The sequence below is a fragment of the Burkholderiales bacterium genome, from assembly GCA_036262035.1.
Lineage (GTDB): Bacteria > Pseudomonadota > Gammaproteobacteria > Burkholderiales > SG8-41 > JAQGMV01.
In genome coordinates, this window is sequence record DATAJS010000010.1 from 363993 (window position 1) to 384854 (window position 20862).

The following is a 20862-nucleotide window of genomic DNA, read 5'->3' on the forward strand; positions in this document are numbered from 1 at the left end:
GCCCGTTTCTTTGGGCGCGCGAACGATGCCGGCGGGAGATCTGCCGAGGTAACTGAACTGCGGGGGGCACTGCGGAGGTACTGCGGGAGGCGGGGAGGCGGGGGCCGGGGGTTACCCGGCCCCCGCTTACTGCTTACTACTTCTTCTTCGCTGCTTTTTTCTTAGCTGCTTTCTTCTTGGCTTTTTTCTTCGCTGCCATTGTAGTCTCCTTAAAAGTTAACCTAGGCATGCCTCATGTGCGTTGGTTACTCCGCACACTCCCATCACACGATCTTTCGAACGTTGTATCCGTCGTCTCTTCCATCGTTCTCCCGAAAAATTTTTCGGAAAAACCGTGCGTGGTGCGCCAATTCTATGCTAGGGCCTAAAAAAAAAGCAACACCTTTGTCAAGCCTATTTGACGATTGCATATGAAGAGTGTGTGTTGAGCGCAACACATCGACGCTTACGCGCGTGATGAAGTGATGCGGTGATGAGGTGATGAACGACGAAGAGGCGATGAAGCATCGCCTCTTCGTCGTTTCAGGAAGGCAGTCGACGCTCGAGAGCGATGAGGTCGTCGATGCCTTCGCGGCTGCGAACGACGTGGAAGACGTCACCGTCGACCATCACTTCGGCGGCGCGAGAACGCGTGTTGTAGTTCGAGGCCATGCTCATGCCGTATGCGCCGGCCGACATGACCGCGAGCAGATCGCCTTCGTGCACCGCGAGCCTTCTCGCGCGCGCGAGAAAGTCTCCGGTCTCGCAGACCGGGCCCACGATGTCGTAGACGTCGGCGGCTGCGCCGCTGTCTTCCTTCACCGGCAGCACGTCGTGCCACGCTTCGTAGAGCGCGGGCCTCACGAGGTCGTTCATCGCGGCGTCGACGATGGCGAAGCTGCGGTCTTCGCCCCGCTTGAGGTACTCCACCCGGCTGAGCAGCACCCCCGCGTTGCCGGCGAGGACCCGGCCCGGCTCGAAGAGGAGCTTGTGCCGATCGTGGCGAAAAGCCTCGAGCACCACCTTCGCGTACTCGGGGATCGCAGGCGGAGTCTCGCTCTGGTATCGGATGCCGACGCCGCCGCCGACGTCGATGTGCCGCAGCGGTATGCCGTCGCGTTCCAGGCGTGCTACGAGGTCGGCGATCTTCCCGAGCGCTTCCGCGATGGGCGCCAGATCGGTGAGCTGTGACCCGATGTGGCAGTCGACGCCTTCGATCTGAAGGTTCGGCAGAGACCGCGCGCGCGCGTACAGCGCCGGCGCATCGGCGTACGAGACGCCGAACTTGTTCTCCTTGAGCCCGGTCGCGATATAGGGATGCGTGCCCGCATCGACGTCCGGATTGACCCGCAGGCTGATCGGAGCGCGCATGCCGAGCTCGCCCGCGATGCGGTTCAGGCGCTCGAGCTCGCTTGCCGATTCGACGTTGAAGCAGAGGATGCCCGCACGCAGCGCAGCACGGATCTCGTCGGACGTCTTGCCGACGCCGGAGAACACGACCTTCGCCGGATCGCCGCCTGCGGCGATCACGCGCGCAAGCTCGCCGCCCGAAACGATGTCGAAGCCGCTGCCGAGTCGCCCGAAAACGTCGAGGACCGCGAGGTTGGAGTTCGCCTTGACCGCATAGCACACGAGGTGATCGCGCGATGCGAAGGCTTCGGCATAGGCGCGATAGGCCTCGGTCAGCGCGGCCCGCGAATAGACGTAGCAAGGGGTGCCGACACGTTCGGCGATCTCCGAGAGCGCGACGTCCTCGACGTGAAGCTCGCGTTGCTTGTACTGGTAGACGCTCACTGGGGTACCACGGGTGTTTCGGTCGGTACCGCGGGCTTCGCCGCCGGCTTTGCCGCAGGCGGCTTGGACGGAGCGGGTTTGTCCTGCGGCAGGTAGAGCGGGCCTTTGAACCCGCAGCCGGCGATCAGCGCGGCGACGACCAACGTTGAAATGAGGCGCATTCGGAGAATCGGTGGGCTCCGTCAGAGGAGCAGGTAGCGATGACCGTCGCGGCGCAGCTCCTTGCGGCGCGACGCGTAGTCGGGAACGAGCTTGCCGACGGTGCGCCAGAAGCGCTGCGAGTGGTTCATCTCGATCAGGTGCGCGACCTCGTGGGCGACCACGTAATCGAGCAGGTGCACGGGCATCTGTATGAGCCGCCAGTTGAGATGGATGCGGCCGCTCACGTGGCAGCTTCCCCACCGCGTCCGCGCGCTCGACAGGTGCACCTGTGGAGACGGCCGCACGCCGAGCAGCTTGCGGTAATGGTCGACGCGCTCGAGGAAGCAGGCCAGAGCCTGCGCATGCAGCCAGTCCTGGACGTGGCGCGCGACCGCGGGGCCGCACGCGGCAGTGCCGACGACGAGATTCTCGCCGTCGATGCGCACTGCGCTCTCCGCCGGCGCGAGCGCGAGCGTGAACGGCTTGCCGAGCAGCATCAGGGTCTCGCCGTCGGCCCATAGCCTTGCGGGGGCGCGGCGGACCTGCCATTCCTCGAGCTTGCGCAACACCCAGTCGGCGTGGCGCTTGAGCAACCGCTCGATCGAGCCGTGCGTCGCTTCCCAGGGCGCGCCGACGCGCAAGCCTTCTTCGTCGACGAGGATCGAGATCGCGCGGCGCCGCGCGCTGCGCTTGATCGTGTACGAGACGAGGCGTCCTTCGAGCGCGAGATGGGCGCGACCGACGACCTGCTGCTGGCGGTGCTGCAGCGGGAGCTCGAGCTGCCCGGGTTTAACGCGGTTCATGCTGCCTGATCCGTCGAGTCTCGGTCTCTATCCATTCCGCGACGCGGTTCATGAAGTCGGGCGCCTGCTCGCCCGCGTGCGGACGGAATGCCGGCCCGACGCTAATTGTGACCGTTCCGGCGCGCTTGAGAAAAGAATTTCGCGGCCAGCAGTCGCCGGCGTTGTGCGCCACCGGCACCACCGGCGCTCCGGTGTGCAGGGCGAGCCGCGCGCCGCCGGCCTTGTACGTGCCCGCGACGCCGGGCGCGCTGCGCGTGCCTTCAGGGAACACCACGATGGAAAATCCGGTCTTGAGACGGTCCACGCCCTGCTCGAGCATCTGCCGCAACGCCCGGCGCCGATCGGCGCGATCGATCGCGATCGGCGAGAGCATCGCGAGACCCCACCCCAGAAACGGGATCCACAGCAGCTCGCGCTTGAGCACCCAGACCTGCGGCGGAAACACGAGCTGCAGCGCCATCGTCTCCCACGCCGATTCGTGCTTCGACAGGATGATGGACGGCGTGCTCGGCACGTTCTCCGCGCCGATCACGCGGTAGCGGATGCCGCAGATCGCACGAGCAGCGAAGACCATGAAGCGCGACCACAGCGAGATCACGCGATAGCGCGCGAGCGGAGGCAGGGGGAACGTGGCGAGCGCGATGAACGAGTACGGCGCGGTCACCACGATTTGCACGAGCGCGTACGCGATCGAGCGCAGCCACGCCATCATCGGGCGATGGCGCGCGCCGCTTCGGCGAGGTCGTCGTAGATCTGCGTTCCCTGCGGCAGGCCGCCCGCCTCCTCGGTCCTGCGCCCTTTGCCGGTGCGCACCAGCATCGGCGTCGCGCCCACGGCGGCCGCCGCCTGCAGGTCCCGCAGCGCGTCTCCGACGCTCGGCACGCCTCGCAGGTCGACGTTGAAGCGGCTGGCAATCTCGTCGAACAGCCCCGAGCGCGGCTTGCGGCAGTTGCAGCCTGCGTCGTTCGAGTGCGGGCAAAAGAAGATCGCGTCGACGCGGCCGCCGATCTGGGCGAGCGCACGATGCATCTTGTCGTGTATGGCGTTCAGCGTCGAAACCTCGAACAGTCCGCGGCCGACGCCCGACTGGTTGGTCGCCAGCACCACGTGGAAACCGGCGCGATTGAGCTTCGCGATCGCTTCGAGACTGCCCGGGATGGGGCGCCACTCCGCGGGCGACTTGATGAAGCTGTCGCTGTCGTGGTTGATGACGCCGTCGCGGTCGAGGATGACGAGCTTCACACCGCGAGGCGCGAGATGTCCGCGATCCGGTTCATGGTGTCGCGCAGCTGCGCGAGGAGCGCGATGCGGTTGTCGCGCAGCTTGACGTCGTCTGCCATCACCATGACGCCGTCGAAGAACGCGTCGACGGGTTCCTTGAGCGCGGCGAGCGTCTTCAGCATGCCCGCATAGTCCTGGCGCTCGTAGTGCGCGTCGGCCCGGGCTTTGGCCTGCCCGAACTCCTGCGCGAGCGTCTTCTCGGGCGCCTCGACGAGCAGCTCGGCCCGGAAATCGGCGGGCACGCGCTCGGCTTTCTTGAGGATGTTGCCGATGCGCTTGTTCGCCGCCGCGAGGCTGGGCGCCTCGGGCAGCGTGTTGAACATCGTCACCGCGTCGAGCTGGAGGCGGATGAGGTCGACGCGATCGGGCTTCAGCGCGAGGACCGCGTCCACTTCGGTGGCGCCGTAGCCGGCGTCGACGAAATAGCCGCGCATGCGGTCGTGGAAGAACGCGAGGAGCTCGGCTTCCGCGGGTTTCACCTTGAGCTTCGGATCGAACGCGCCGAACGCGTCGCGCACGATGACCGTCAGCGACAGCGGCAGTGCGCGCTCGGACAGGATGCGGATCACGCCCAGCGCCTGGCGCCGCAGCGCATAGGGATCCTTGTCGCCCGTCGGCTGCTGGCCGATCCCGAACAGGCCGGCGAGCGCTTCGAGCTTGTCGGCCAGCGCGACCGCGCAGGCCTCGCGCGATTCGGGCAGCGAATCGCCGGCGAAGCGCGGGTGGTAATGTCCTTCGACCGCGTCGGCGACGAGCGCCGGCTCGCCGTCGTGCAGCGCGTAGTAGCGCCCCATGATGCCCTGCAGCTCGGGAAACTCGCCGACCATGCCGGTGACGAGATCGGCCTTGGCGAGCCACGCGCCACGCTCGGCGAGCGCCGCATCGGCGTCCAGCGCCCGGGCGTACTTGCCGGCGAGCAGCTGCACGCGCTCGATGCGCTCGAGCTGGCTGCCGAGGCGGTTGTGGTACACGACCGCGCCGAGCTGAGGCACGCGCTCTTCGAGCCGCACTTTGCGGTCCTGGTCGTAGAAGAACTTCGCGTCGGCGAGACGCGCGCGCAGCACGCGCTCGTTGCCGCGGACGATGTTGGCGGGATCGTCGGTTTTCAAATTCGACACGACGAGGAACCGCGGCAGCAGCTTTTGCGTGTCCTTTGCGACCAGCGGGAAGTACTTCTGATGCTGCTTCATCGACAGGATCAGGCATTCCTGCGGCACGTCGAGGAAGTCCGCGCTGAATCCGCCTTCGTACACCACCGGAAACTCGACGAGCGCTGAGACTTCGTCGAGGAGCGCTTCGTCGTCGAGGAGGGCGCCTTTGCCGCCGGCCTGCTTCTGGAGCGCTTCCCGGATCGCGGCCTTGCGCGCATCGAACGACGCGATGACGCTGCCGCGATCGCGCAGAACCGATTCGTAATCGCCGGCGTTGGCGACGATCACCGGCCCTTCGCTCAGGAAGCGGTGACCGAGCGTCGTGTTGCCGCTTTCGATGCCGAGCACCGAGCCCTGGACGACGCGATCGCCGTGCATCATCACCAGCCCGTGCACGGGCCGCACGAATTCGGCGTCGCCCGCGCCCCAGCGCATCACTTTCGGGATGGGCAGGCCCTTCAGCGCCGCCGCGACCTTGCCCGCGAGCTGCGATGCGAGGTCGCTGCCCTTCTGCTGGGCGCGATAGTAGAACGCGCGCCCTTTCGGCGTGTCGCGCTGCTGCAGCGCTTCGACCGCGACATTGTTCTTGCGCGCGAAGCCGAGCAGCGCCTGAGTCGGCTTGCCTTCGGCGTCGAGGCCGGCTTTGACCGAAGGGCCCGCGACCTCGACCTCGCGGTCCGGGGCGACGTCGAGCGTGTTCGCGATCTGAACCGCGAGCCTGCGCGGTGTCGCGTACCAGCGCGTCGTGCTGTCGGGCCCGAGGAAATCGTCGCGTTTGAGATCGGCGGCGAGCGCGTCGGCGAACGCGCGGCCGAGTCGCGCGAGCGCTTTCGGCGGCAGCTCTTCGGTGCGAATCTCGACGAGGAGGGTGGTCGAGCTCACGCCGGCTCCTTGTGTTTCACCATCGGGAAGCCCAGCGCTTCACGCGAATCGTAATAGGCCTGCGCGACGAGCCGTGCGAGCGCGCGTACGCGCGCGATGTACGCCGCGCGCTCGGTGACCGAGATCGCGCCGCGCGCGTCGAGCAGGTTGAAGGTGTGCGAGCACTTCAACACCATCTCGTAGCCCGGCAGCACCAGACCGCTTTCGATGAGCCGCTTCGCTTCGCGCTCGTAGTCGTCGAAGAGCGTCAGCAGCCACTGCACGTTCGCGGCTTCGAAGTTGTACTTCGACTGCTCGACCTCGTTCTGGTGATACACGTCGCCGTAGCTGACGCCGTCGACCCAGACCAGGTCGTACACGCTCTCCTTGCCCTGCAGGTACATCGCGAGCCGCTCGAGGCCGTAGGTGAGCTCGCCGAGCACCGGCTTGCAGTCGAGGCCGCCGACCTGCTGGAAATACGTGAACTGCGTGACTTCCATGCCGTTGAGCCACACTTCCCAGCCGAGGCCCCACGCGCCCAGCGTCGGCGATTCCCAGTCGTCCTCGACGAAGCGGATGTCGTTCACCTTCGGATCGATACCGAGCTCGCGCAAGGACCCGAGATAGAGGTCCTGCAGGTTGTCGGGCGACGGCTTCATCACCACCTGGTACTGGTAGTAATGCTGGAGCCGGTTCGGGTTGTCGCCGTAGCGTCCGTCCTTGGGACGTCGGGAAGGCTGAACGTAGGCGGCGTTCCAGGGCTCGGGACCGATCGAGCGCAGGAACGTCGCGGTGTGGAACGTGCCCGCGCCCACTTCCATGTCGTACGGCTGGAGGAGCGCACAGCCTTGGGCGTCCCAGTACTGGTTGAGCGCCAGAATGATCTGTTGAAAGGTCAGCATAAGAGACGCGCGAAACCGCGAATTTTACCGGCTTTGGGCGGGGCGCCGCGAGTAGAGCCATGCCCCGGCCAGGAGCAGCAGGGCGAGAAGAAGAACGGGCCGGTTGCCGGCGCGCACGTAAGGCGTCGCCCCCGAGTAGCCCTGGACGCGTGCGGTCACGGCCGCCGTCGTGAACTCGGGGGCTGCGTCGACCACCTTGCCGCGGGTGTCGATCACCGCAGTCATGCCGGTGTTGGTCGCGCGCATCATGTAACGCCCGGTTTCGATCGCCCGCGCCTGCGAGATCTGGAGGTGCTGGTAGGGCGCGATCGAGCGGCCGAACCACGCGACGTTGCTCACGTTCACCAGCATCGTCGCCTGCGGCAGCTGGCGGATGATCTCCTCGCCGAACGCGTCCTCGTAGCAGATGTTGAGCGCGACGCGCTGGCCGGCGACCGCGAGCGGCTGCTGATCGACGCCGCCTCGCGAGAAATCCTGGAGCGGGATCGCGAGCACGCCGACGATCCAGCCGAGCACCGGCCGCAAGGGAATGAACTCGCCGAACGGCACGAGGTGCGACTTGCGATACGCCTGTATCTTCGACGTGCCGATCGAGATCACGCTGTTGTAGTAATCGCCCGAGGGAAGCTGCTCGGGAACGCCGATCAGCGCATCGCCACCGTTGTGGCGCGCGTGGTCCGCGATGTCGGAGAGATAGTCGGCGGGGATGTCGCGCAGGAACATCGGGATCGCGGTCTCGGGAAACACGATGAGCTTGGCCTTGCTCTCATACGCGAGATCGCGATAGGTGATCAGCGTCTTGCGCAGGCCCTCCATGGTCCACTTGATCTCCTGCGGGATGTTGCCCTGGAGAAGTGTGACTTCGACCGGCTCGCCGGCGGGCGCGGTCCAGGTCGTCTGCGACAGGCCGTAGCCTGCGCCCCACACCACGGCAAGCGCCACGATCGGTGCGGCGAGCGCGGAGGCCGATGGTTTGGCGTGCGCACGCCGCGATCGCATCAAGGCATCGGCGAGCAGCGCGAGCAGCCCTGCGCTCATGAGCGTGGCGAGCGACACGCCGAAGATACCGGTGACCGGCGCGTAACCGGCGAGCGCACTGCCGGGAATCTGCGAATAGCCGACCGCGAGCCAAGGAAAGCCGGTGAAGATCCAGCCCCTCACCCATTCGGTCAGCATCCACGCGGACGGCGCAACGAGCGCGAACGCGAGCCACGGGTTGACGCGGATCGCGGCGACGCAGTAACCCGCGGCCGCGGGGAACAGCGCGAGAAACGCGCAGAAGAGGAGGGTGAAGAACGCGGCGAGCGGCGCCGGCATCGCGCCGAAGGTGTTGAGGCTCACGTACACCCACGACACGCCGGCGAGGAAGAAGCCCACGCCGAACCACCAGCCGATCGCCGCGGCGCGCCGCGGCGTGCTCGCCCCGAGCCACAGCAGGAACAGCGCTGCGAGCGCCAGTATCGGCAGCGGGTAGAGATAGAGCGGCGCGAAACCGAGTACCGAGAGGGGGCCGAGGAGGAAAGCGCCGATCGTGAGCCGGTCGAGCGCGAGCCGTTCTACGAGACGTCTCGATCGGGCGCGCGGCTCGCCGTGCTCTGCCGTTCCGGTATCTCGCGGCATCCGTCAGGCTTGAACGGTGCTCTGGGGCGCCACCTCGAGCAGATGCACCCGGCGGCTGTCGGCGCGCAGCACGGTCACCGTGAGCCCTTCCATGTCGACCTGTTCGCCGCGCTTGGGGACGCGTCCGAAGCGCTTGAGCACCAGGCCGCCGATGGTGTCGAACTCCTCGTCCGAGAATTCGGTGCCGAACTTCTCGTTGAAGTCCTCGATCTCGGTCATCGCCTTCACGCGATACAGGCCGCTCTTGTCCTGGATGATGTTGTCTTCGTCTTCGTCGAAATCGTATTCGTCCTCGATGTCGCCGACGATCTGCTCGAGCACGTCCTCGATCGTGACCAGCCCGGCCACGCCGCCGTACTCGTCGACGACGATGGCGATGTGGTTGCGATTCTTGCGGAACTCCTTGAGCAGGACGTTGAGCGGCTTGGACTCGGGGATGAACACCGCGGGGCGCAGCATCTCGCGCACGTTGAACTCTTCCTCGCCCGCGTAGTAACGCAGCAGGTCTTTCGCGAGCAGGACGCCGATGATGTCGTCCCGGTTGCCGCTCGTGACCGGAAAGCGCGAGTGCGCGGTCTGGATGACGAGCGGCACGAACTTGTCCGGCGACTCGTTGATGTCGATGACGTCCATCTGCGAGCGCGGCACCATGATGTCCCGCGCCTGCAGCTCCGACACCTGGAGCACGCCTTCGATCATCGCCAGCGCGTCGGCGTCGAGGAGGTTGCGCTCGTGTGAGTTGTGAAGAAGCTCGATGAGCTGCTCGCGGTCTTCGGGCTCGCGCATGATGAAAGCCGAGAGCCGCTCGAGCAGCGTGGGTTTAGGGTGTGGGTCCATGGTCTTGGGTCAAGGCGTAGGGATCCGGATAGCCCAGCCGTTTCAGTATGCGCTTTTCCAGCTTTTCCATCTCTTCCGCGTCGATCGCGCGCTCGTGATCGTAGCCCTGCAGGTGCAGCATGCCATGCACCGTCAGGTGCGCGTAGTGAGCGGTCACGTCCTTCTGCTGCGTACGCGCTTCCTTCGTCACCACCGGCGCGCACAATGCCAGATCGCCTTCATAGGGCGCCGCGCCGTTCATCACGAACGTCAGCACGTTGGTCGCGTAGTCCTTGCCGCGGTATGTGCGGTTGAGCTCGCGGCCTTCGACGGTATCGACGATGCGCACCGTCACCTCGGCATCACCCGAGAGGGCGGCGCGCGCCCAGCGCTCGAAATCCTTTTCGCCGGGAACGTTGCGCGCGCGAGTCGCATATTGCACGGCGAGGCGCAGCTCAGGCCTGCGTGCCCGCTTTGCGGGCGCGCCCTTCGCGCTCTTCGCGGTTTTCATAGGCGTTGACGATGCGCTGTACGAGCGGGTGGCGAACGACGTCCTCGGTGCCGAAGCGCGTGAACGCGATGCCGCGCGTCTTCTTCAGCACTTCCTGCGCGTCGACCAGGCCGCTCTTCTGCCCGCGCGCGAGGTCGACCTGCGTCACGTCGCCGGTGACGACGCACTTGCTGCCGAAGCCCATGCGCGTGAGGAACATCTTCATCTGCTCGGGCGTCGTGTTCTGCGCTTCGTCGAGGATGGTGAACGAGTGATTGAGCGTGCGTCCGCGCATGAAGGCGAGCGGCGCGATCTCGATGGCGCCGCGCTCGAACATCTTCGCGACCTTGTCGTAACCCATGAGATCGTAGAGCGCATCGTAGAGCGGCCGCAGGTAAGGGTCCACTTTCTGCGCCATGTCGCCGGGCAGAAAGCCGAGCCGCTCGCCCGCTTCCACGGCAGGCCGCACCAGCACGATGCGCTTCACGCTGTCGCGCTCGAGCGCGTCGACCGCGCACGCGACCGCGAGATAGGTCTTGCCGGTGCCGGCGGGTCCGATCGCGAACGTGATGTCGTGCGTCTGGATGTTTTCGAGGTACTGGACCTGGTGCGGCGTGCGGCCATGCAGGTCCGGACGGCGCGTCAGCAGTTGCGCCGAGACGACCGCCTTCGCCACCGCGTCGCCGTCGTTGCCACTAGCGCCGGCTTCGATCAGCCCGAGCTGCACGTCCTCGAGCGACAGATGATCGTTCGCTTCGCTATAGAAACGCTGCAGCAGCTTGGCGGCGGTGCGCGCCTGCGGCGCCTTGCCTTCGATCGTGAAGCGCTCGCCGCGGCGCGCGATGTTGACGTCGAGCGCCGTCTCGATCTGGCGCAGGTTCTCGTCGAGCGCGCCGCACAAATTGGCGAGGCGCTGGTTGTCGACGGGGTCGAAGCTGATCTCTACTGGTTTCAAAGCGTGACTGCGGTGACTGCGGTGACTGCGATCTCTCCGCGCAGGGAGTGGGGAAGGGCCGCGGTGATCCGCACGTCGACGAATTTACCGACAAGCGCGCCGACGAGCGAAGCCGGGGCTGCAAAGTTCACCATGCGATGGTTGTCGGTGCGGCCGGCGAGCTCGGCTTCGTCGCGGCGCGCGTGGCCTTCGACGAGGATGCGCTGGGTGGTGCCGACCATGCGCCGGCTGATCATCTGTGCGTTCGCCTCGATCTTTGCCTGCAACGTCTGGAGGCGCTGCAGTTTCAGTTCCTGCGGCGTATCGTCCGCGAGCTCCGCGGCCGGCGTGCCGGGGCGCGGGCTGTAGACGAAGCTGAAGCTCGAATCGAAGCCGACGTCGTCGATCAGCTTGAGCGTGGCTTCGAAGTCGCGCTCGGTCTCGCCGGGGAAGCCGACGATGAAATCGGTCGATATGGAAATATCGGGCCTGACCGCGCGCAGGCGGCGCACGATCGACTTGTACTCGATGGCGGTGTAACCGCGCTTCATCGCCGCGAGCACGCGGTCCGAGCCCGATTGCACCGGCAGGTGCACGTGGCTCACGAGCTGGGGCAGCCTGGCGTAGGCGTCGACGAGGCGCTGGGTGAACTCGCGCGGATGCGAGGTGGTGTAGCGCAGGCGCTCGATGCCCGGAATCTCGGCGGCATATTCGAGGAGCATCGCGAAGTCCGCGGTATCGCCTTGTTCCGTTGCGCCGCGGTACGCGTTGACGTTCTGGCCGAGCAGCGTCAGCTCCTTGACGCCCTGGCTGCCGAGCTCGGCGATCTCGGTGAGCACGTCCTCGAAGCGGCGCGATACTTCCTCGCCGCGGGTGTACGGCACGACGCAGAACGTGCAGTACTTGCTGCAGCCTTCCATGATCGAGACGAATGCGGTCGGACCTTCGACGCGCGCCGGCGGCATGCGGTCGAACTTCTCGACTTCCGGGAACGAGATGTCGACCTGCGACTTGCCGCTGTCGCGGCGCGCTTCGATCATCTCGGGCAGGCGATGCAGGGTCTGCGGGCCGAACACGACGTCGACGTACGGCGCGCGCTTCACGATCGCCGCGCCTTCCTGGCTCGCGACGCAGCCGCCGACGCCGATGATCACGCCCGGCCGCTCGCGCTTGAGGTGCTTCACGCGGCCGAGATCGTGGAAGACCTTCTCCTGCGCTTTCTCGCGGACCGAGCAGGTGTTGAACAGGATCACGTCGGCTTCGGCCGGATCCTGCGTCGGTTCCAGTCCATGCGATTCGCGCAGCACGTCGGCCATCTTGTCCGAGTCGTACTCGTTCATCTGGCAGCCGAACGTCTTGATGTAAACCTTCGAAGGCATTGATTAACGGCCGAGCAGGCCGCCGGGAGGCGCGGGCGTGGGCGGCGTGGTGGGCTTGGTCGGCGGGGTGGTCTTGAAGCGCGCTTTCTCGTCCGCCGTTAGGATGTAGACGCGCATCACGTTGCCGAAGCCGTCGCCGGTAAAGAAGATGTCCGCGCCGACGGGAAGCTGCGAGTGCGTCAGCCGCCGGTTGTTCTGGTCGTAGATGATGGCGCCCGGGGCGAGCGTGAGCACCGTCTTGTTGATCACGATGCCCGGCAGCGGCAGGCGATCGCCGGTCGTGCCGAGGAAGCCCGACGCCGGCAGCGTCCTGAAGGGCTGCGCATGGGCCGCCGCGAAAATCAGGGATAAAACAAGCAGGAGCAGGGACTTACGCATCCGGGCCACGATAGCACACGATGGCCGTAAGTCTCTGCCGCTCAGGACCATATGTACTATGGCGGCGATAACGCAAATGAGTGAATTCGGTTGGTGGCGAGTCAGGGATTTGAACCCCGGACCAACGGATTATGATTCCGCTGCTCTAACCACTGAGCTAACTCGCCACGGGGAGCGGCGCAGTCTAAAGACCGCGTTGCCCCGTGTCAAGCAAAGCATCCCAGGTGCCTGATTCCGCGCGGGAAATGGCGTAGACTCACGGGCCTTTCCAAACGCTTCTTCTCACATGCACAGTTTCGACGCGATCGTCGTGGGCGCCGGCATCGTCGGTGCGGCGCTGGCGCTCGCGCTGCGCGACGCCGACCTGACGGTCGCGGTGATCGAGCCGGCGCCCCCCCGGGTGCCGGACCACGCCGGCGGCTGGGACAGCCGCGTTTATACCGTAAGCCCCGGCAACGTGTCCTGGCTCGAAGGCCTGGGCGTCTGGGGCACGCTCAGCTCCGAGCGCCTGACCCGCGTCGAGGCGATGGAGGTCTTCGGCGACCGCGGCGGCAGCCGGCTCGACTTCAGCGCCTACGAGGCCGGGATGCGCGAGCTGGCATGGGTCGCGGAGTCGCGCGAGCTGCAGTCTGCGCTGTGGCAGGCGCTCGAAGCAGCGCCGCACGTGACGCTGTACTGCGGCGCGCGCTGCACGGACATCGCGTGGGAGCGTGATGCCGCGCGGCTGCATCTCGACGACGGCGGCGAGCTTGCCGGACGCCTCGTGGTCGGTGCCGATGGCAGCGACTCCTGGGTGCGGGAGCGCGCCGGCATCGCGGTGAAGACCCACCAGTACCGCCAGCTCGGCGTCGTCGCGAACTTCGAAGCCGAGCGGCCGCACCGCGGGGTCGCGTACCAATGGTTCACGGGCGACAGCGTGCTCGCGCTCCTGCCGCTGCCGGATCGGCTGGTCTCCATGGTGTGGTCCGCACCTGAGGCGCGTGCGCGCGAGCTTCTCGCAATGCCGGCCGAGGCACTGACCGCCGAGGTCGAGCGCGCCAGCGCGGACGCAATTGGACGCCTGAAGGTGATCACCCCCTCCGCCGCATTCCCGCTGAAGCGCCAGCACGTGGCGCGGCTCGTCGAGCCGCGCGTCGCGCTCATCGGCGATGCGGCCCACAACATCCATCCGCTCGCGGGACAGGGCGTGAACCTGGGCTTGCGCGACGCACGCGAGTTCGGCCGGGTGCTCGCCGGCCGCGGCCCGCGGCGCGACTGCGGGGACCATACCTTGCTGCGTCGCTACGAGCGGGCGCGGCGCGAAGACATCGCGGCGCTCGAGCTCACCACCGACGGGCTGGAGAAACTTTTCAACGGCCCGGCGGTCTGGTTGGCGGGGCTGCGCAACCTCGGCCTGACCTTGGTGGACGCGCAGAGCCCCCTCAAGACGGCGCTCGCGCGTCGCGCTGCCGCATGACGAATAGAGAGGTCAGCATGTTGAAGAAATTATGGGTATCGGCGCTCGCCGTCGCGCTCTTCGCGGCCGGTGTCGCGGGCGCGGACGAGAACGCCGTGCGGCAGGCGTTCCAGAGCAAGTTCCCGAAGATGACCGTCGAGAGCGTCTCGCGCATGCCGTTCGCGAACATGTACGAAGTGATCATCGACGGGCAGGTGTTCTACACCGACGACAAGGGCTCGTATCTGTTCAGCGGCAACCTCCTCGACCTGCGCGGCGGACAGCCTCGGAACCTCACGCAGGAGGCGACGAGCAAGCTCGCGGCGACCGTGCTCGCGAAGTCCACCGAGAACGCGGTGAAGCGCGTGAAAGGCAACGGCAAGCGCGTCATCTACACTTTCGAGGATCCGAACTGCGGCTACTGCAAGGAGCTGCAGAAGGAGCTGACGAAGGTGAATGACGTCACCGTCTACACGTTCCTGTGGGCGATCCTCTCGCCGGACTCGGTCGAGAAAGCCAAGGCGATCTGGTGCTCCAAGGACCGCGCCCGGGCCTGGGAAGACGTCATGCTCAAAGGCGCGCCGGCGACCGGCAGGCGCGATTGCGACACACCGCTCGAGCGCAACGCCCAGCTCGCGCAGCGCTTCGGGCTGCGGGGCACGCCCGGCGTGTATCTCGCCAACGGCGAACAGATCGGTGGCTACGTGCCCGCCGAAAAGATCGAGGCCGCCCTCCGCGGCAGGTAGTCAACAGGCATGCAGCGCGGGCGTTAGGAGGACATGACGACCCGCGCCCTGGCCACGCGGCTTGCGCTTTCCGCGAGATCGCGACTGCTCGCGGCGCTGTGCATCTCCGTCCTGCTGCACCTCTCGACGCCGCTCTTTCTGAACGGCGGTGCGTCGCGTCCGGCATCGACGTATCACGCGCCGTCGCTGAGTGTTCGCGTCGTCGCGGAACCCGTAGCCTCTCCGGAAGCAGCTCCCGGGCTTGCGCGCATGCCGGAGAGCACCCGGGCGGCTAAACCTCGCGTCCTTCCTGTCGAGCGCATCCAAGCCCCGGAAGCGGCAGTCGCCGCGCCTCAGCCCGAGGCCGCCGGCGGCCTGCCGCAGGCGCCCGACCTGACCTACTACGGCACGCGGCAACTGGATGTGTTTCCGCGGCTCCTCGCGCCGCTCGACCTCACGTATCGCGGCAAAGCCGCCGACGATAAGGTGACCGGCCGCGTACGCCTGCTGGTGATGATCGACGAGGCCGGCACGGTGCGCGACGTCAGCGTCGTCGAAGCCGAGCCGGCGAGTTACTTCGAGGACGAAGCCTCGCGCGCGCTCATGACAGCACGCTTCTCCCCCGCGTATCGCAACGGCCGCGCGGTGAGGAGCCGCATGCAGATCGAGCTGAACTACGGGGTGGAGCGCGGCTCGCCGTAAGCGGTAGGCAACAAGAGCCACATCTTCAGCCGTTGCTTCATGCGCCCGGCCTCGCGCGCCGCGGCTTCGCCGTAACCCCAGAAGAAATCGGCGCGCACCGCCCCGCGTATCGCGCTGCCGGTGTCCTGTGCGAGCATGAGGCGATTCATCGGCTTCGCGCTGTTCGGCCACGTCGTGGCGATGTACACCGGCGCGCCGGCCGGCACGTATCGCGTATCGACCGCGACGCTGCGACGGGGCGTGAGCGGCACGCCGAGCGAGCCCGGCGGCCCGTTGCCGGCGCCGGGCAGCTCGCGAAAGAACACGTAGCTCGGGTTGGTGTTGAGCAGCGCGGTGAGCTCCGCGGCATGCTCGCGCGCCCACGCCTTGATTCCCTGCATCGACGCCTGCTCGAGCGTGAGCTCGCCGCGCTCGATGAGAGTGCGGCCGATCGATTTGTAAGGATAACCGTTCTGATCCGCGTAGCCGACGCGCACCGTCTCCCCGCTATCGAGCGCAATGCGCCCGGACCCCTGCACGTGGAGGAAGAACAAATCGATGGGATCGTCGACCCACAGCAGCTCCTTGCCCTTGAGCGGCGCCGCGCCGCTTTCGATCTGCGCGCGATCGTAGTAGGGCACGATGCGCCGGCCTTCGAGGCGCCCGCGCAGTCTCAGGCCTTTGACGTCGGGCTGCGCTTCGGCGAGGTCGACGTTGATGAGATCGTCGGGGACGGTGTACAGCGGATAGCGATACCGCGCACCGGGCTTGCGGCTTCCGCGCAGCAGCGGCTCGTAATAGCCCGTGATCAGACCGTCCTGTGCGCCTTCCGCGCTCGCGACCTGCCATACCCTGAAGTGCCGCTCGAAAAAGCGGCGAACGCTGTCGGCGTTTGCGGGCGATGTGCGCGAAGCGGCCGTGCACACCTCGCGCCAGCCTTCGCGATTGACGAGCGCGCCGCAGCTCGCGACGAACGCCGGCCATGCCTCGAGCGCCGCGTCGTCGCGCCAGCCGGGAAGCTCCGCGAAAGTCGCTGCCTTGTAAGTCGCACCGGAGACGGGCGGTGTCGGCGCCGGCGGCGACTTGAGGCCTGGTTCAGCGGCGCGAGGTGCTTGCGGCGTCACGACGGGAGGCGGCGCTGGTTCTGAGGGCTTCTGCTGAGGCGGCGCCTGCGTCACCGGCTTTTCGGTGACCGCGGTGGGCGGCGAGGTGCAGGCGAATACGGCAAGGACGACTGCGAGCGCCGCGACGACGCGTGCGCGCGATTGGATTTCGGGGCGTGCTTCCTTCATGATGGCGGCGAGTATACCGATCACCACCGCCATGGCTCTCCTCCTTCTCCTGCTCGAAGCCGCCGTCGCGCTCGCGCTCCTCCTCGGCATCGTCTGGTGGACGTGGCCGCGCAAGCGCAAGAAGCCGCCCTCCCGGCCGCCCGAATAACAGCGAGCGGTTACAATTCAGCGTTTCCGCGGTTTGTTTCACCCTCTGTCATGACTTTTCGAATTGCGCCGAGCATTCTCTCCGCCGATTTCGCGCGCCTGGGCGCGGAAGTCGAGGCCGTGCAGCGCGCGGGCGCCGACCTCGTGCACTTCGACGTGATGGACAACCATTACGTGCCGAACCTGACCATCGGTCCGCTCGTGTGCAAGGCGATCAAGCCGCATTGCACCGCGCCGATCGACGTGCACCTCATGGTGAAACCGGTCGATCGCATCGTTCCCGATTTCGTCGAGGCCGGCGCCCGCATCATCTCGTTCCATCCCGAAGCGAGCGAGCACGTCGACCGTACGCTGCAGCTCATCCGCGACGCGGGCTGCAAGGCGGGCCTGGTGTTCAATCCGGCCACCCCTCTCGCCTATCTCGATCACGTGATGGACAAGGTCGACCTGGTGCTCATCATGTCGGTGAACCCCGGCTTCGGCGGCCAGGCTTTCATTCCGCAGGCGCTGGAAAAGATCCGGGCGGTGAGGAAACGCATCGACGCGTCGGGCCGCGACATCTGGCTCGAAGTCGACGGCGGCATCAAGATCGACAACATCGCCGAAGTCGCGAAAGCGGGCGCGGACACGTTCGTCGCCGGCTCCGCCATCTTCGGCACCAAAGATTACGCAGCGACCATAGGCGCCATGCGAAAAGAACTCGAAAAGGCGCGAGGAATCGCATGTTGAATGCGCCCCTCGCCATCAAAGGCGTGACGATCGATCTCGACGGCACGCTGCTCGACACCATCCCCGACCTCGCCGCGGCGGCGAACGCCATGCTCGCAGAGCTCGGGCGCCCGCCCCTGCCGCTCGAAACCATCCGCACCTTCGTCGGCAAAGGCATACAGAACCTCGTCGAGCGCACGCTCGCGGGCCACATCGACGGTGGAGCGGACGCCGAGAGCGTCGCGCGCGCGATGCCGATCTACGAGCGCCACTACGTCGCCGTGAACGGCCGGCACACGACGATCTACCCCGGCGTCAAGGAAGGTCTCGAGAAGCTCAAGTCGATGGGGCTGCCGCTGGCAGTGGTCACCAACAAATCCGGACGCTTCACGCTGCCGCTCCTCGAAGAAGTCGGCTTCTCACCGTACTTTCGGACCGTGGTGTCGGGCGACACGCTCGCGCGCAAGAAGCCGCATCCCGACCCCCTGCTGCACGCGTGCAAAACCCTCGAGATCGCGCCCCGCGACATGCTGATGATCGGCGATTCGCTCAACGACACGCAGGCCGCGCGCGCCGCGGGCTGCCCGGTTTTCTGCGTGACCTACGGCTACAACGAAGGCCACGACGTGCGCGATCTCGACAGCGATGCGATCGTCGATACGCTCGTGGAGGCAGCCGCGCTCGTGCGGAAAGCATGAACGAGACCGAGTTCAAGGCGCTCGCGGCCGCGGGCTTCAATCGCGTCCCGGTCATCCTCGAGACCTTCGCCGATCTCGATACGCCGCTCTCGATCTACGTCAAGCTCGCCCACGAGCCGTACACCTATCTCCTCGAATCGGTGGTGGGCGGCGAGCGCTTCGGACGCTATTCGTTCATCGGGCTCGCCGCGTCGAGCCGCCTCGAAGTGCGCGGCTACGACTGTGTCGAGATCGAAAACGGCCGACAGACGCAGCGCACGCACGCCGAAGACCCGCTCGCGTTCGTGCAGTCGTACCTCGACCGCTACCGCACGGCGAAGGACGAGCGGCTGCCGCGGTTCTGCGGCGGACTCGTCGGCTATTTCGGCTATGAGACGGTGCAGTATATCGAGAAGCGCGTCGGCCGCGTCCCCAAGGCCGACCCGCTGGGCGTGCCCGACATCGTTCTGCTCGTATCCGAGGAGATCGCGATCGTCGACAATCTCTCGGGCAAGCTCTCGCTGGTCGTGTATGCCAATCCCGAAGAGGAGGGCGCCTACGGTCGCGCGCGCGCGCGGCTCGCCGAGCTCCTCCAGAAGCTGCGCGACCCGGTGACGATCCCGGCCGACACGCGCGGCAAGTCGGTGCCCGCGGTGTCGGGCTTCGGGCAGCAGGCCTATCACCAGGCGGTGGCGAAGGCGAAGCGCTACATCTACGACGGCGACATCATGCAGGTCGTCCCTTCGCAGCGGATGTCCAAGCCGTTCGGCGCGACGCCGCTCGCGCTCTACCGGGCGCTGCGCACGCTCAATCCGTCGCCCTACATGTACTACTTCGATCTGGCGGACTTCCACATCGTCGGCGCTTCGCCCGAGATCCTGGTGCGCCTCGAAGGGGACAACGTGACGGTGCGCCCGATCGCGGGCACGCGGCGCCGCGGCGCCACGCCCGAAGAGGACGCGGCGCTCGCGGAGGAGCTCCTGTCCGACGCCAAGGAGCGCGCCGAGCACATCATGCTGGTGGATCTTGGCCGTAACGACGCCGGCCGTGTCACCCGGACCGGCACGGTCAAGGTGACCGAACAGATGGTCATCGAGCGCTATTCGCACGTGATGCACATCGTGTCCAACGTCGAGGGCAAGCTCGAGCCGGGGCTCAAGGCGATCGACGTGCTGAAAGCCACGTTCCCCGCGGGCACGGTGTCGGGCGCGCCCAAGGTGCGCGCCATGGAGATCATCGACGAGCTCGAGCCGGTGAAGCGCGGCGTCTACGCCGGCGCAGTCGGCTATCTCGGCTTCCACGGCAACATGGACGTCGCCATCGCCCTGCGCACAGCGGTGATCAAGGACGGCACGCTCCACGTCCAGGCGGGTGGCGGCGTCGTCGCCGACTCCGATCCCGAAGCCGAGTGGCAGGAAACTCAGAACAAGGCCAAGGCGCTCCTGCGCGCCGCCGAGATGGCGGAGTCGGGGCTCGATACTCGCTGGGATTGAGCGCTGTGCGCTCAACCCATTCCAGTGACGCCAAGGAGGGAACCGTACGGTTCCCTCCTTGAACCTCCCTCCCTTAAAAGCTCCACTGGTCCCTGATCGCGTAAGGCGAATTCGGGCCCGACGCTTGCTCCGGCGGGGTCCATGCGAAAAGAGTTCACCGACTACGACGTCTGGTCGTTCCACAAGCCCGACACCGACTCCTGGAACTGGCGCAGGACTTCGCCGGACGGTGAAGTCCTGATCGAAGGCCGCACGGCGTTCGGCAACCTCGACGAATGCGTCGAGGACGCGCGCCGCCACGGCTATACCGGTTCGATGTCGATCACGGCCTGACGCCCTTCACTCGAGGCTCCGCCGCGCCTCTCGCACTGTCGGCGGGCTTTACAGTCTGCTTGCGCCGGTTGCGGGCGCGATGGTTAAGCCATTGAAGCAACGCATTGTTCGCTTGTGGTATGCAACGTGCTTAAAGCACGTGCGACACGACCAAGGGAACAACAATGCGGCGCACGGCGAGCAAAAAAACCAGAGGGATCTTCGGCAAGCTGCTGCTTGCGTCGGCACTGGCCGGATCACTGCACGCGTCGGTTGCGCAAGCGGACTTCATCGCGCTGGACTCGACGCGCGGCATCGGCAACCAAGCCTGGACCGGTCCGCTCGGGATGGATTTCAACGTGGTGACCACGATCAAGGTGACCCAAGTCGGCGCTTTCGATAGCGGTCAGGACGGCTTCGTCAACGCGATCACCGTCGGCATCTTCAACCGCGACACTCAGACGCTCGTCCCCCTCAGCAGCTACACGCTGACGAGCGCAGACACGCTGCTCGGGCAGAGCCGCTACGGCGATATCAACGACGTCATCCTGAACGTCGGCCGTTACTCCATCGTCGCTCAGGGATTCGGCAGCGCCGACCTCAACGGGAACACCGGCGGCGGTTCGGGCGGTCCCACGATCGACACGGGTGGCGGCGCGATCAGCTTCGTCGGCGGCGCACGCTACTCCGGCGTTGGCGCGTTTACCTATCCGACGATCATCGACGGCGGTCCCTCGAACCGCTACGACGCGGGCACCTTCCAGTTCAGCGTGGTGCCTGAACCGACTTCGGCCGCGCTCGTGGGTATCGCGCTGGGCGTACTCGGCATGAGCCGCAGGCGCCGGAAGTCGTAAGGCGCGCAT

General features: G+C 66.5%; 22 protein-coding genes and 1 tRNA gene. 8 read left to right on the forward strand and 15 right to left on the reverse strand.

The features are described 5' to 3' along the window. Window positions 1-522: 522 nt before the first annotated feature. The 14 genes from lysA to VHP37_09755 all read right to left on the reverse strand — a co-directional run bounded on the left by lysA (window position 523) and on the right by VHP37_09755 (window position 12696). Window positions 523-1773: a diaminopimelate decarboxylase gene (gene lysA, locus VHP37_09690; protein ID HEX2826605.1), complete on the reverse strand. Its 1251-nt coding sequence runs from the start codon at window positions 1771-1773 to the stop codon at window positions 523-525. Then, entirely contained in the window at window positions 1770-1934 is a 165-nt protein-coding gene (locus tag VHP37_09695) for a lipoprotein (GenBank protein HEX2826606.1), read from the reverse strand. The genes lysA and VHP37_09695 overlap by 4 nt, the downstream gene beginning before the upstream one ends. A 21-nt stretch (window positions 1935-1955) precedes the next feature. Continuing rightward, the gene (locus VHP37_09700; GenBank protein HEX2826607.1) at window positions 1956-2717 is read right to left on the reverse strand and encodes a SprT family zinc-dependent metalloprotease; all 762 of its coding nucleotides are present in this window, start codon (window positions 2715-2717) and stop codon (window positions 1956-1958) included. Beyond that, window positions 2704-3429 (reverse strand): lysophospholipid acyltransferase family protein, encoded by a 726-nt coding sequence (locus tag VHP37_09705; GenBank protein HEX2826608.1) that lies wholly within the window; start codon window positions 3427-3429, stop codon window positions 2704-2706. The genes VHP37_09700 and VHP37_09705 overlap by 14 nt, the downstream gene beginning before the upstream one ends. After that, window positions 3426-3959 (reverse strand): D-glycero-beta-D-manno-heptose 1,7-bisphosphate 7-phosphatase, encoded by a 534-nt coding sequence (gmhB, locus tag VHP37_09710; GenBank protein ID HEX2826609.1) that lies wholly within the window; start codon window positions 3957-3959, stop codon window positions 3426-3428. Before gmhB ends, VHP37_09705 begins: the two co-directional genes overlap by 4 nt. Next, window positions 3956-6031 (reverse strand): glycine--tRNA ligase subunit beta, encoded by a 2076-nt coding sequence (glyS, locus tag VHP37_09715; GenBank protein ID HEX2826610.1) that lies wholly within the window; start codon window positions 6029-6031, stop codon window positions 3956-3958. The genes gmhB and glyS overlap by 4 nt, the downstream gene beginning before the upstream one ends. Beyond that, window positions 6028-6912: a glycine--tRNA ligase subunit alpha gene (glyQ, locus tag VHP37_09720; GenBank protein HEX2826611.1), complete on the reverse strand. Its 885-nt coding sequence runs from the start codon at window positions 6910-6912 to the stop codon at window positions 6028-6030. The genes glyS and glyQ overlap by 4 nt, the downstream gene beginning before the upstream one ends. Before the next feature lie 24 nt (window positions 6913-6936). Continuing rightward, on the reverse strand, window positions 6937-8532 hold the full coding sequence (lnt, locus tag VHP37_09725; GenBank protein HEX2826612.1) for an apolipoprotein N-acyltransferase: 1596 nt from the start codon (window positions 8530-8532) through the stop codon (window positions 6937-6939). Between the two features lie 3 nt (window positions 8533-8535). Next, window positions 8536-9369, reverse strand: a complete 834-nt coding sequence (locus VHP37_09730; protein HEX2826613.1) for a transporter associated domain-containing protein — start codon at window positions 9367-9369, stop codon at window positions 8536-8538. Continuing rightward, a complete protein-coding gene (gene ybeY / locus VHP37_09735; GenBank protein HEX2826614.1) occupies window positions 9353-9790 on the reverse strand; it encodes an rRNA maturation RNase YbeY in 438 nt (145 codons plus the stop codon). The genes VHP37_09730 and ybeY overlap by 17 nt, the downstream gene beginning before the upstream one ends. 13 nt (window positions 9791-9803) lie before the next feature. After that, window positions 9804-10793 (reverse strand): PhoH family protein, encoded by a 990-nt coding sequence (locus VHP37_09740; protein HEX2826615.1) that lies wholly within the window; start codon window positions 10791-10793, stop codon window positions 9804-9806. Next, entirely contained in the window at window positions 10790-12151 is a 1362-nt protein-coding gene (miaB, locus tag VHP37_09745) for a tRNA (N6-isopentenyl adenosine(37)-C2)-methylthiotransferase MiaB (protein HEX2826616.1), read from the reverse strand. The genes VHP37_09740 and miaB overlap by 4 nt, the downstream gene beginning before the upstream one ends. A 3-nt stretch (window positions 12152-12154) precedes the next feature. Continuing rightward, window positions 12155-12529: a hypothetical protein gene (locus VHP37_09750; GenBank protein HEX2826617.1), complete on the reverse strand. Its 375-nt coding sequence runs from the start codon at window positions 12527-12529 to the stop codon at window positions 12155-12157. A gap of 91 nt (window positions 12530-12620) precedes the next feature. After that, window positions 12621-12696, reverse strand: a tRNA-Met gene (locus VHP37_09755). A 119-nt stretch (window positions 12697-12815) separates the two neighbouring features. Here VHP37_09755 and VHP37_09760 point away from each other — a divergent pair. The 3 genes from VHP37_09760 to VHP37_09770 are packed head-to-tail and all read left to right on the forward strand — an operon-like array spanning window position 12816 to window position 15391. After that, on the forward strand, window positions 12816-13985 hold the full coding sequence (locus VHP37_09760) for a UbiH/UbiF family hydroxylase (protein HEX2826618.1): 1170 nt from the start codon (window positions 12816-12818) through the stop codon (window positions 13983-13985). Window positions 13986-14002: 17 nt separating this feature from the next. Beyond that, entirely contained in the window at window positions 14003-14710 is a 708-nt protein-coding gene (locus VHP37_09765) for a DsbC family protein (GenBank protein ID HEX2826619.1), read from the forward strand. A 33-nt stretch (window positions 14711-14743) separates the two neighbouring features. Continuing rightward, window positions 14744-15391 carry a TonB family protein gene (locus tag VHP37_09770; GenBank protein ID HEX2826620.1) on the forward strand — a complete coding sequence of 216 codons (648 nt, stop codon included), beginning with the start codon at window positions 14744-14746 and terminating at the stop codon, window positions 15389-15391. Here VHP37_09770 and VHP37_09775 read toward each other — a convergent pair. Then, on the reverse strand, window positions 15364-16695 hold the full coding sequence (locus VHP37_09775; GenBank protein HEX2826621.1) for an MltA domain-containing protein: 1332 nt from the start codon (window positions 16693-16695) through the stop codon (window positions 15364-15366). The two genes, VHP37_09770 and VHP37_09775, sit on opposite strands and share 28 nt — an antisense overlap. Before the next feature lie 165 nt (window positions 16696-16860). On the opposite strand from VHP37_09775, the gene rpe reads away from it, so the two are divergent. The 5 genes from rpe (at window position 16861) to VHP37_09800 (ending at window position 20853) form a co-directional block, all read left to right on the forward strand. Then, window positions 16861-17538 carry a ribulose-phosphate 3-epimerase gene (gene rpe / locus VHP37_09780; GenBank protein HEX2826622.1) on the forward strand — a complete coding sequence of 226 codons (678 nt, stop codon included), beginning with the start codon at window positions 16861-16863 and terminating at the stop codon, window positions 17536-17538. After that, window positions 17532-18215, forward strand: a complete 684-nt coding sequence (locus VHP37_09785; protein ID HEX2826623.1) for a phosphoglycolate phosphatase — start codon at window positions 17532-17534, stop codon at window positions 18213-18215. The genes rpe and VHP37_09785 overlap by 7 nt, the downstream gene beginning before the upstream one ends. After that, window positions 18212-19687: an anthranilate synthase component I gene (trpE, locus tag VHP37_09790; protein HEX2826624.1), complete on the forward strand. Its 1476-nt coding sequence runs from the start codon at window positions 18212-18214 to the stop codon at window positions 19685-19687. Before VHP37_09785 ends, trpE begins: the two co-directional genes overlap by 4 nt. Before the next feature lie 141 nt (window positions 19688-19828). Continuing rightward, window positions 19829-20020, forward strand: coding sequence for a hypothetical protein (locus VHP37_09795; protein ID HEX2826625.1), 192 nt, complete (start codon window positions 19829-19831; stop codon window positions 20018-20020). A gap of 164 nt (window positions 20021-20184) precedes the next feature. After that, a complete protein-coding gene (locus VHP37_09800) occupies window positions 20185-20853 on the forward strand; it encodes a PEP-CTERM sorting domain-containing protein (GenBank protein HEX2826626.1) in 669 nt (222 codons plus the stop codon). Window positions 20854-20862 lie beyond the last annotated feature (9 nt).